Source organism: Hugenholtzia roseola DSM 9546, assembly GCF_000422585.1.
GTDB lineage: Bacteria > Bacteroidota > Bacteroidia > Cytophagales > Bernardetiaceae > Hugenholtzia > Hugenholtzia roseola.
This window is the reverse complement of the sequence record NZ_AUGI01000025.1, coordinates 54,756-66,515: the sequence shown is the minus strand read 5'-3', so window position 1 is coordinate 66,515 and position 11,760 is coordinate 54,756. Positions and strand designations below refer to the sequence as shown.

Sequence of the window (11,760 nt, the reverse complement as noted above, 5' to 3'; positions counted from 1 at the left end):
GGCAGAATATTAGCCAGAATTTAGGGGCTACAACTTTGGGTTAGATTTGGGCAGCAGCTTGCGGCTATCTATCCAAATAGACCATCAAGACCGAAATATCGGCAGGACTCACGCCACTAATGCGCGAGGCTTGCCCTAAGGTAGAAGGGCGCATATTGGCAAGTTTGATGCGTGCTTCGGCAGAAAGAGCTTTGATACTTGAATAGTCTATTGCACCTAATTTCAAGTTTTCTAATTTGCCCATTTTTTCTACCGATTCCTGTTCCTTTTCTATGTATTCGGCATACTTGATTTGAATTTCTGCCTGTTCGAGGGCTTCTTGTGGGTATTTTTCCAAAAATTCGCGAATTTCAGTACCCATTTCTGCCAAATTCGCCATCTCCACTTGGGGGCGTTTCAAGATGTCCTGCGCCTTAATTTTTTGACGCAACGGCGAAGTGCCTAAGCGCGTGAGCGTACCATTGACAACTTCGGGGTCTATGCTTTTTTGGCGTAGGAAATTGACAATTTGTGCCGTTTGTCTTTTCTTTTCGAGCATTTTTTCGCGCCTCTGGGCTGTGGCTAATCCCAACTGGTAGCCTTTTTCGGTGAGGCGCAAATCTGCATTGTCTTGGCGCAAAAGGATTCTATACTCGGCGCGTGAGGTGAACATGCGATAAGGTTCGTCTGTGCCTTTATGCACCAAATCGTCAATCAGAACGCCGATATAGGCATCAGAACGTCCTAAGACGAAAGGTTCTTGTCCTGTGTGTTTCAAATGTGCATTGATGCCTGCTACCAAGCCCTGTGCGGCGGCTTCTTCGTAGCCTGTTGTGCCATTGATTTGTCCTGCAAAATAAAGATTTTCTACCAATTTGGTTTCCAAAGTCGGATATAATTGTGTAGGAGGGAAGAAGTCGTATTCTATCGCATAGCCCGGACGGAACATTTTGGCATTTTCGAAGCCCTTGATTTTGCGCAAAGCCTGATACTGCACATCTTCGGGTAGAGAGGTAGAAAAGCCATTGACATAGACTTCTACCGTATCCCAACCTTCGGGTTCTACAAAAATTTGGTGTCTTTCGCGCTCGGCAAAGCGCGTGATTTTATCCTCTATCGAGGGGCAATAGCGGGGACCTAAGCCCTGAATCCTACCTGCAAACATAGGCGATTTTTCGAAGCCTGTCTTCAAGACTTCATGCACCTCTTCGCTTGTGTAGGTAATGAAACAACTTCTTTGTTCGGTCAGCGGCTTGGTTTCGTCGGAAAAAGAAAATTTAGACGGATTTTCGTCGCCTTGCTGCTCTTCCATCAGGTCGTAATTCAGCGAGCGTCCATCTACACGTGGCGGAGTGCCTGTTTTCATGCGCCCTGCTTGGAAACCCAAACTTTCGAGCTGTGCCGTCAGTGCTGTGGCGGCTTTTTCGCCTGCTCTGCCGCCGCCGAAATTTTTTTCGCCGATATGAATAAGTCCGTTTAAAAAAGTGCCGTTGGTCAGGATTACGGTTTGGGCTTCGAAGGTGATGCCTAATTGTGTCTTGATGCCGACGGCTTTCCCTTCTTTGACTACAATTTCGGAAACCATTTCCTGCCACATATCAACATTTGGGTTTGCCTCCAATGCCAATCGCCAAGCCTCTGCAAAACGCATACGGTCGCTTTGGCAGCGCGGACTCCACATGGCTGCGCCCTTCGAGCGATTGAGCATGCGAAATTGAATCATGGTCTTATCGGAAATAATGCCCGACATGCCACCCAGCGCGTCAATTTCGCGTACAATCTGACCTTTGGCGACTCCGCCCATAGCAGGGTTGCAGCTCATTTGTGCAATCGTCTGCATGTTCATAGTCGCGAGTAGCACTTTCGAACCCATAGTCGCAGCTACATGCGCCGCTTCGCAGCCTGCATGCCCTGCGCCCACTACAATAACGTCATATCTTGGATACATCTTTTTCGGAGGCTTGAGGGTTTGTCTGTTTCGCTTTCTTTTCCTTTGAAGGTAGGAAATGCGAAAGGGGTTTTGAGATACGGCTTCCAATACCGTTTTGAATGACAAAGATACGCAGTTTTTTCGCATTTTTCCACAACCTTATCGAGAAAGCCCAAGACGCAAAAGGCACTTTTTACTAATTTCTGACAAAGTTGGGTAGGCAAAGATACAAGTTAGCACAATTTTAGTAATTTTGAAAAATCGTAAAGCAAGTCTGTGAGCCTTTTGGTGCTGCCAATTAGACCCAAATATGCAGACCCAAGCAGGCAGACTTGTCATTTTCCTATCTTTTCACCTCCTACTCCTTTCTCTTTGTATGCAAAAAAACACGTTCCAACCTTCTTTTTTCGCAAGCCTTTTGTTTATTTTTAGCTTGCTTCTTAGCTTTACTGCTTGTAATAAAAGTGGCAAAGACAAAGCCAGTCAAGACTCTGCCCTTGTGGTGCAGATGCGCAAAACGCCTTGTTTTGGGCAGTGTCCTACCTACGAAATCAAGGTTTTTGAAAACGGCTATGTTTGGCTAAAAGGCGAAAAACACATCGAGCAGATAGGCACTTTTGAAGCTAAAATCGGAAAAAAAGAATTAGCCGTTCTCAAAGATAAGTTTGAAGCCAATAAGTTTTGGGATTTGGACGAAGCCTATGAAAAAACCATGACCGATTTGCCTACTACTTATCTTCGCTACACCAGCGGCAGCAAAAGTAAGGAAGTGCGCAGAACGGGCGACGCGCCTGAAAATCTGACCAACCTCGAAGACGTAGTGGCGGACTTGCTCAAAAGTCTGAAATGGACAAAAATAGAAGACGCAAGCCAAGAGAGCGAAAAATAAGGTTGAGTCGTTTGTAGGAAATTAAGGACACAGGCAGGCAGTCAGGCAGTGATGTTAAATCCTAAAAGTTAGATTCAAATGTAGGGACAAGGCATTGCCTTGTCCGCAGTGAGATGGAAATACAATAGGGTTTTCAGACCCAAAAATAGGGTTCAGCCCGAATTTTATTTCGCTTCCAATTTGACAAAACTTTGACAAAACAAGATTTTTCACAGAACTTAACCTGACTGCACAGGCAGGAGCGAGGAATTAGCTTTCCTACCGTTTTAGCCCTGTTTGTGTCCAGCAGACGGCAGGGGCTACAAAAAGTATAAAAAGCATAAAAAATCAAATTTTTATTCGCAAATCTTTAATTCTATCACGTCAAAAAAACAAAATGGCGAAGAAAATCATTTATACCAAAGATGCCCCTGCGCCTATTGGGGCTTACAATCAGGCGGTTTTGGTAGCGGGAACGCTCTATGTATCAGGTCAGATAGCGATAGATTCCCAGACGGGGAATTTTATCCAAGATAGCATCGAAGCCGAAACCGAACAGGTCATGAAAAATTTAGCAGCGGTCTTGAAGGCTGCCGACATGGGCTTTGAGCAGGTAGTAAAGTGCAGTATTTTTATCAAAAATATGGACAACTTTGCACGCATCAATGAAGTCTATGGACGCTATTTCAATCAAAATGCTCCTGCACGCGAAACCGTAGAAGTGAGCCGATTGCCCAAAGATGCCCAAGTGGAAATTTCTTGTATCGCAACGGCAAACTAAATGACTCGTTTGTAGGCAGTTCAAAAAAGTTTTACGCCCGAAAAGATTTTCTGCACACGCATTGAACACGCACATTGAAATTGCTTTCTAAAAAACAGACTCAAATGCAGGGCAAAGCATGCCTTTTCCTATGCCCCAAACCCTAAGGGTCTTCAAGACCCTTAGGGTTCAAGTCCAAGTTTTATTTCGTTCCAACTTTGACAAAGTTTTGACAAAAGAAAAGGTTTTTTGCAGAACTTAACATTACTACCCCATTCTACCTCAATGCTTATGCCTTCCCTATAAGTCCTTTTTTGGCACAGAGTTGCCGTCCTTTGTTTTGGTTTTTCAGAAATATTCTCGATATTGGTTATCATTTCTCCGCTATCCTTCTGACTTGCATGACGACATGTTACAAAAATTGAATCACTTTTTACGACAAAGTTTGAGTTTTAAAAAGAGCCAGCTCCCTGCTAAAAAGCGTACTAAGAGCTATCGGGTGTTGGTTTCCTCTCTTACGGTTGCCGAAATTCAGTTGCGCCTTCTGCATTATACCAAACCGACGGACGAAAAGCGTCGTGCTGATGATGCCGAGCGGTATCTTTTTTTGGGCAATATTCATTTTTCGTATTTCGAGCTTATCCGTACAGTGTGGCAGCCCCATAGCTTTTTGGTCATTGCCCAGGGGCATGTGGAAAGCACCTCTACGGGTACTCTGATTTGGCTGCGCTATCGCGTCTTTAAAAGTACGTTTTGGGTTGTTGGCTTGGGGCTGCTTTTGGGTATCGTCATGGGGCTTTGGTTTTTATGGGAAAATATTTGGTGGAACGCTTTTATTTCTTTTCTCCTTGCCTTTTTGCATCTCTTTTTTTCGATAGAAAACATCAGAAGGCAGCGCAAACTTATCTATGAGCGTATTGTAGAAGTTTTGCAAACATAGGAAATGCGACATCTGATTTTTTGTTTTTTTTGAAAGAAAGTAAAAAATGTTTAAGTTTGCCTAATTGCTTCCTCCTTTCACCCCAGTTGGGTTAAGTTCTAAAAAGTCATTGCCCTTTGCAAAACTTAGCCTGCCTGCTTTTCACCCTTTGCCTGCTCGCCCATGAAAGAGCATTACCACAAAGACCTAAGCCATCAGCCGCATGGCATCTCCAAATCGCCACCCTCTTGCTCGCATCACCCCGCCTTTCAGAGCTATCCCAACTTTGAAGACACGCCGCCGCCTTCGCGTTTGGAAAGTTTGAAGCCCATTCTTTGGCTGCTGTTGCGAATTTTATTTGTTTTTGGGTTGCTTTTGCTGCTGCTAAGTTCGGCTTTTGCACAAAATAGAAAACAAAATGCCGAAGAAGCCGACTTCGATTTGCTCATTCAAGAGCTTTTTCCTGTGCCAGAAGAAGATGTAGATTATTCCGATTTATACGAATCCATTTTTCAATTCTACCAACAACCCTTAGACCTCAATCGCGCTACTGCCGCCGACCTCAAAAGTCTTTTTATCCTTTCGCCTACCCAAATCCAAAATTTTTTAGCATATAGAGAAGAATTTGGCAAACTGTTATCTGTTTTCGAATTACAAGCCATTCCTACTTTTGATAAAAATACGATACAAAAATTGCTTTATTTTGCTACAATAAACGAAAGTAGCCTACAAGAAGACACGCGCAGCCTTTTGAAGCGCATCATAGACGAAGAAAATAGAACCTTGCTTATCCGCACTGCACGTAGCTTTCCCAATGCGCGTGGGTATTTGATTGGTGAAAACGACACCAGCAGTACGGGCAGACCGCGCTCGCGCTATTTGGGCGACCCTTACGCGCTTTATGTCAGGGCAAGAATTGCGCATCTCAACGATTTTAGCATTGGGATTACGGCAGAAAAAGATGCAGGCGAACAGTTTGTTTTTGATAGAAATACAAGGCGCACAGGCATGGATTTTTACTCGCTACACGCCATTTTTTACGACAAGGGCAAGTTCAAACGCCTCGCCTTTGGCGACTACCAAATTCAAGCAGGGCAGGGCTTGGTCTTGGCAGGCGGCTTTGCCGTTGGAAAAGGCTCGGAAACCATCAATACCATCAGGCGTGGCACAACGGGCATCAGACCCTATACTTCGGTTTTGGAAACTAATTTTTTTAGAGGCGCAGCCGCCACTTATCAGCTTTCGCCACGCCTCGAACTAACAGGTTTCGTTTCTCGCACACGCGAATCGGGCAATTTGAACGAAGTATTGGATAGTTTGGGCAACGATACCAGCGAGGGGGACGCTTTTTTGAGTTCCGTCTTGGCGACAGGCTACCACAGAACGGCTACCGAAATTGCAAATCGGCGCATTTTTCAGAAAACAGAAGGCGGCGGCATGGTCAATTACACCAGCAAAAGTCGACAGTTTGAAGTAGGGGCAGCCATGCTGCATACGTATTTTGAAGTGCCTGTACGCCGAAATCCTACCAAATACAACCAATACGAATTTAATGGGCAGTACAATTACAACCTAAGTATTTTTTCAAACTATAATTGGCGAAATTTTAGCTTCTTTGGGGAAGCCGCTCGCTCGAAAAGTGGAGGCATTGGGGCAGTAGCAGGCGTAATTGGCAGCCTTGCCAAAACGGTAGAGGTAGCTTTGCACCTACGCCACTACGACAAAAATTTTCATACCTTTTATGGGGCAGGCTTGGGCGAAGGCACACGCAATATCAACGAACAAGGCATTTATTGGGGGCTGAAATACACACCGACGCGCCGTTGGGTCATTACGGCGTATCACGACCGCTTTCGCTTCCCTTGGCTACGGTTTTTGGTAGATGCGCCTTCGGAAGGCTATGAAACTTTGTTGCGCATTTCTTATCGCCCTACGCGAAATATCCAACTCTACTTTCAATATAGGCAGGAATCGCGTGCGCGGAATTTTACCCAAAACGACCCCAATTTGAGTTTGGTACTGCCCTATTTGCGCCAAAACTACCAAATCAGTTTCAACTACAAAGCCGAAAAAATCTTATCCTTAGCCTCGCGCCTTCAATTTAGCGATTTTTCGCACCAAGCACCCACTACGCGCGGTTTTGCCATTACCCAAGATGTCAATTTCGACTTAGGGCGTTTCCGACTTTCAACCCGATTTGCTCTCTTTGATACCGACGATTACGAAAATAGACAATACATTTATGAAAAAGATGTACTCTACTATTTTTACATTCCACCTTATTACGGGCAGGGCTTCCGCACTTACTACGTTTTTCAGTTTAAAGCCCATAAAAGGTTAGATTTTTGGTTTAAATATGCCTACAATAATTTTCGCAACCAGACCGAAATTAGTTCGGGTTTGGCACAAATTGAAGGCAATCAGAAACATGAACTTCGCATGCAGGTGCGATATAAATTTTGAAACCTGCAAATTGTATCCTAAAAAAAGGAAAAAAAGAGGGCGCAGTTTTGCCGACAAAAGGCTCTCCCTTTTTTTGTGTGAAAGTATTAGACAAAATAAAAGCGTATCTTTGTTGCAGGGCGTTGTTGCGATAGATAGGACATACCCCTTATTTTGTCTGATGGTCTAAGTCTAAAATTTATGAAAATCCTTCTTTCTGCATTTCTCTTTTTTTTGACATTCCCTGCCCTTTTTGCACAAGAAAGAAACTTGGAGCAGGCAGAAAATAAAAACGCGGCAGACCCTTTTTCCGATTCGGTACGTAGAATTTTATACGGCGATTTGCCACACTATCAGGTCATTGATTACGGTGCAAATGATATTTTATTTAGCCAATATTTAGAACCTTTTTTCAAAGCCTTACAAGATTTGCAAAACAAAAAGCGCAGGCAGGTTCATATCCTACACATAGGCGATTCGCACCTGCAAGCGGATTTCTTTACGGGCGAAGTTCGCAGGCGATTGCAGGCAGATGCACGTTTTGGAGAGGCAGGGCGCGGTTTTGTCTTTCCCTACAATGTTGCCAAGACAAACAATCCGCTCGACTACAAGGTGTCTTATACAGGAGTGTGGGAAGGTTTTCGCAGTGCTTTGCCGCGCCAGCAGAGCCGTTGGGGGCTTGCAGGGGTTACGGCACAGACCTATCAGAGCAGTGCCACTTTTGCCATCAAATTACAAACTTTCAAAGGCAAAAGTCCGATTGGGTTTAATAAAATTCGCATCTACTATCCCCTTCAAGATAGCACCCAATTCGAGCCTACCTTGCACCTTGCCAGCAGCGAAATTCTTTCGCGCAAAGTAAGCAATGAGGGCTATATGGAATACACCTTGCGTCAGGTGCAGACCGAATTAAATTTGGGCTTAGTCAAGACCGAAGCAGGGCAGAAACGCTTTCTTTTGCAGGGCGTTTGGTTGGAAAATACCGAGCAGGCGGGCATTTTATACAGTGCCGTAGGGGTCAATGGGGCAGATTCGAAGACCTACCTACGTTGCGAGGATTTTGAGCCGCATTTGCGAAGCCTTGCGCCCGATTTAGTGGTTATCTCTTTGGGTACAAATGATGCCTATGCGACTAATTTTAATGAAAGCCTCTATCAGGCAAATTTGGAATTTCTGATAGCCCAAATCCGTAAAAATTTCCCACAACTTCCCATTTTGCTTACTTCACCCAACGACACGTATCGCTACCAAAAATATATCAACTATCACACTGAAAAGGCACAGGAAAAGTTGTATGGCATTGCACAAAACAAACAAGTGGCTTTTTGGGATTTCTTCAAAATCATGGGCGGACTCAAATCTATCGCCTATTGGCAGAAGGCGGAATTGGCACAACGCGACCGCGTTCATCTAAGCCAAGCAGGATACGAACTACAAGGGCAACTCTTTTTTGAAGCCCTTGATGAAGCCTATAAAAAGTGGCAGAAAAAGAGAAAATAGGCAGCAGGCAAAACAGAACGTCCTAACAACGCTCTTGTATGAGCTGACGGTAACGACGCAAATTGCGCCTTAGGTGCAGCCAAAAAGCCAAAAATAGATACACAAAGATAGGTGAGCCAAAGGTGATAAAAGAAACGTAAATAAAAGAAAGGCGAATACTATTAGACGAAATGTGTAGCCTTTCGCCCAAACGCGAGCAGACTCCAAAAGCGTTTTTCTCGAAAAAGTATTGGATTTTTTGTACCACAGTGTTCATAAGAAAGGCAGATAAAATTGTAAAGATATTAGATAAGGCAATCAAAATAAAAAGCTACCGCGAGGAAATAAAAGAATGTTGGGAAAGGTAAGATTAGGTTAGGTTCATAACACGAAAATCTTATTTTTGTTGTGAAAGTACGGACTTTTTCCGAAAAAAGCAAATAAAAAATGGTTTTTCGCTTCTTTATGGGGGCAAAACTTGCTAAGAGGGCGCAAAAGGCAGTCTGTCGTTATCACTTTTAAGACTTATTTCACTGCCTTGCTTTTGTGTTTCGGCTGAAAAAGGTTAAATTTGCGGTCTCAAAATTTGATTTGTCAGTTGCTACGGCTTCGCTTTCCTTATCTTTCCTACCTTTCTCTATGTTAAATCGTCGTATCCTGCGTTTTAAGGTGCTACAAAGCGTCTATGCTTGTGTTCAAGCCCAACGTTCTACCGAGTCATTGGCTCTCGACTTGATTGCACAGCAATTCGAACCCGACCTCAATGCAATGGTGCAGCCCGACCCGAAGGCGGTAGAAACTGCCAAAAATGCCTGCCTCGCCTATTTCGAAACGCACAAACACGAAAGTTATTTAGAAGACCTTTGGGGTAGTGAAAGCAGCCAAGAGCCACTTTCTACCGAGCAAAAAGACATCGTCAGGAAAGCCTTTGTTTTCTTTAAAAAGGGTTTGCGACAGGATATAGAACGCAGCCAAGCCGCTATGTTAGACGACGTTTATTCGGTGCAGCGCATCTATGTTTCGCTTCTCCATCTGCTCATTCTTTTTGCCAATCGCGCCTATGGGAGCTACCAAGAGCGCAAAAAAAGGCAGTTTAGCGACGAAATTGTCTATGAAACCGAACTCAAACTCTGGCAAAATCCGATAATCGAGCTATTGCGCAAGCATACGCCCTTAGAAGAACTCATCAATTCGCAGAGCCTTTATTGGGACGAGGAGATGATAAAAATTTGGTTTAAAAAATTGCGCCTTTCCGATTTTTACCAAGCCTACCTACAAGAAAAAGAAACCACACAGGAGCAAGACCGCGAACTGCTGCAAACTATCTTGCGCGACTTTATCTTTAAAGAGGAGGAAATTGTAGAACTTTTGGAAAAAGAGTGCTTAGATTGGGCTACCGATTACAGCGTCATCAAAAATATGCTCACCAAGACGCTTCGCACCGCTGCCGAACACTTGCAAGACCCCTTAGCGGTGGAGTTTCGCCTGCGCGAGTTGTCTGTGGATTGGGAAAATGACCGTGAGTTTTTCCTCGAACTTTTCGCAAAGGCGATTGAACAGGAAGAATACCATGAGAGCCTCATTGCGGAAAATTTGCAAGGGTGGGATATTTCGCGTATCGCCCTTATTGATAAACTTATCGTCAAGATTGCCCTAACCGAAATTCTGACCTTCCCCAGTATTCCTCTCAAAGTGAGCATCAATGAGTATGTAGAATTGGCAAAAAGTTATGGCTCTGATAAGAGTAAGGATTTTGTCAATGGCATCTTAGATAAAATTGCTATCCAACTCAAAGCAGAGGGTAAGATTAAGAAAAGCGGACGCGGTTTGCTCGATAGCAAATAGGTTGTTGCTTCAAAGTCTTCTTTCCCCTGTTCATCAAAATCTTTCGAATCCATATCTGTATGAAAAAAAGCACGTTGGCAATTTTTACCGCCCTTATCGGAGGAGCTGCAATCGGCTCATTTTTGGGCGTGTTGTATGCACCTGATAAAGGCATCAATACCCGCGAAAGACTCAATTTCAGACTCTACAAAACGCGCGACCGCCTACGCGCCTTGCTCGACGAATTGGTTGATAACAAAGAAATTCCCACTACTTCGGCACAAGAGGAAGGGCAGCGCGTCATTTCAGACGTGCGCGAAAAGGCAGAAAACTTGCTCACTGATGTAGAAAAACTCATCGAGCAAATCCGACAAAAGTAACAGAAAAAAGTACAAAAAGTACAAAAAGTACAAAAACAGTAAGTAGTGTGCAAATCGCTAAAAAAGTAGCTAAGGCTGCTTGTTTTTATTTGTTTTCATTTGTCTTCTTTCCAAATCTAAACCTTATACCTGAGATATGAAAAAAATCCGCTTATTTGCGCTACTCCTTGCAAGCCTCGTGGTAGTGGCTTGTAACAAAAATGCTGAAAAGGCAGAAGCCGATGCTTCGCAGGCAAATACCGCCCTTAGTGCCGAAATGAAAGAAAGCCAACAAGGTGCTGACCATGCAGGACACGACCATGAAGGGCATGACCACGCTACCAACGCCCAAGTCAGCGGCGAAACGGCAGCTATGGCAAAGATACAATTTGACAATCCCGTCTATAATTTTGGTACTGTTTCGGAAGGCACAGAAGTAGAACACACCTTCGAATTTACAAACACAGGCGACTCGCCCCTTATCATTTCAGACGTAAAGCCTTCTTGCGGCTGTACTACGCCTGATTATACCAAAGAACCCATTGCACCTAACCAAAAAGGCAAGATTGTCTTGAAATTTGACTCAAAAGGCAAAGCAGGCAACAACGACAAAGCCACAACCGTCTTTGCAAACGTGCCAGAGGGTACAGTGCAGATTCGCATGGTCGGTATGGTAGAAAAAATGCCCGACGCGCCTTTCCGCAAATAAACGCCCCCAAGTCGTATAAGCCCTAAGGGTTTTGAAAGCCCCTTAGGGTTTTAGATTTCGCTCAAAGTCTTTCTTTCCCCTATTATTTCCCACTATGTACGCATCTTTTGCTTCTCTTTTTTCTCTACCCCTGAAAGTTACCTTTTTGCAGGTTAGCACCGAAACAGGTTTCGAAGCCTACTCCCAAATTCTCTTTTTGGTCGCAATGGTCGGCGCGTTTTATTTCTTTATGATTCGCCCCCGGCAGAAACGCCAGAAGGAACACCGCAATTTTATCGCTTCCCTCAAAGAGGGCGAGTCAGTAGTTACCGTAGGCGGGATTCATGGCAAAATCCTAAGTGTGAGCGAAACCGCTTTAGTTTTAGAAATCGACAAGGGCGTGAAAATCAAGGTAGATAAGACCTACATTTCGCACAATCCAGACAATCCTGCGAAAAAGCCTGTCGCCTAAGCCAATTCAAGTAACAAGTCTTTCAAAAGCCCTCACAAGG

At 44.2% G+C, this 11,760-nt stretch carries 11 protein-coding genes; 9 read left to right on the top strand and 2 right to left on the bottom strand.

Annotated features, from left to right (window positions below):
- Window positions 1–64 precede the first annotated feature (64 nt).
- Window positions 65–1,927, bottom strand: a complete 1,863-nt coding sequence (mnmG, locus tag G500_RS0100280) for a tRNA uridine-5-carboxymethylaminomethyl(34) synthesis enzyme MnmG (protein WP_027001148.1) — start codon at window positions 1,925–1,927, stop codon at window positions 65–67.
- Between the two features lie 358 nt (window positions 1,928–2,285).
- Between mnmG and G500_RS0100275 the strand changes: the two genes are divergently transcribed.
- From G500_RS0100275 to G500_RS0100250, 5 genes are all read left to right on the top strand, one after another.
- Window positions 2,286–2,798, top strand: a complete 513-nt coding sequence (locus tag G500_RS0100275; RefSeq protein WP_161626049.1) for a DUF6438 domain-containing protein — start codon at window positions 2,286–2,288, stop codon at window positions 2,796–2,798.
- A gap of 376 nt (window positions 2,799–3,174) precedes the next feature.
- Entirely contained in the window at window positions 3,175–3,558 is a 384-nt protein-coding gene (locus G500_RS0100270) for a RidA family protein (protein ID WP_027001146.1), read from the top strand.
- A 388-nt stretch (window positions 3,559–3,946) separates the two neighbouring features.
- The gene (locus G500_RS0100260; RefSeq protein WP_211220119.1) at window positions 3,947–4,477 is read left to right on the top strand and encodes a hypothetical protein; all 531 of its coding nucleotides are present in this window, start codon (window positions 3,947–3,949) and stop codon (window positions 4,475–4,477) included.
- A 162-nt stretch (window positions 4,478–4,639) separates the two neighbouring features.
- On the top strand, window positions 4,640–6,919 hold the full coding sequence (locus G500_RS0100255) for a helix-hairpin-helix domain-containing protein (protein WP_051203174.1): 2,280 nt from the start codon (window positions 4,640–4,642) through the stop codon (window positions 6,917–6,919).
- 180 nt (window positions 6,920–7,099) lie between these two features.
- Window positions 7,100–8,398, top strand: a complete 1,299-nt coding sequence (locus G500_RS0100250; protein ID WP_027001142.1) for a GDSL-type esterase/lipase family protein — start codon at window positions 7,100–7,102, stop codon at window positions 8,396–8,398.
- 22 nt (window positions 8,399–8,420) lie between these two features.
- Here G500_RS0100250 and G500_RS0100245 read toward each other — a convergent pair whose 3' ends face one another.
- A complete protein-coding gene (locus G500_RS0100245) occupies window positions 8,421–8,654 on the bottom strand; it encodes a PspC domain-containing protein (protein WP_035755839.1) in 234 nt (77 codons plus the stop codon).
- A 362-nt stretch (window positions 8,655–9,016) separates the two neighbouring features.
- On the opposite strand from G500_RS0100245, the gene nusB reads away from it, so the two are divergent.
- The 4 genes from nusB (at window position 9,017) to yajC (ending at window position 11,720) form a co-directional block, all read left to right on the top strand.
- Window positions 9,017–10,222: a transcription antitermination factor NusB gene (nusB, locus tag G500_RS0100240; RefSeq protein ID WP_161626048.1), complete on the top strand. Its 1,206-nt coding sequence runs from the start codon at window positions 9,017–9,019 to the stop codon at window positions 10,220–10,222.
- A 59-nt stretch (window positions 10,223–10,281) separates the two neighbouring features.
- Complete coding sequence (locus tag G500_RS0100235) at window positions 10,282–10,581, top strand: YtxH domain-containing protein (RefSeq protein ID WP_027001139.1); 300 nt, start codon at window positions 10,282–10,284, stop codon at window positions 10,579–10,581.
- 136 nt (window positions 10,582–10,717) lie between these two features.
- Complete coding sequence (locus tag G500_RS0100230; RefSeq protein WP_027001138.1) at window positions 10,718–11,269, top strand: DUF1573 domain-containing protein; 552 nt, start codon at window positions 10,718–10,720, stop codon at window positions 11,267–11,269.
- 94 nt (window positions 11,270–11,363) lie between these two features.
- Window positions 11,364–11,720, top strand: a complete 357-nt coding sequence (gene yajC, locus G500_RS0100225; RefSeq protein ID WP_086047757.1) for a preprotein translocase subunit YajC — start codon at window positions 11,364–11,366, stop codon at window positions 11,718–11,720.
- The last annotated feature ends 40 nt before the right edge of the window (window positions 11,721–11,760 follow it).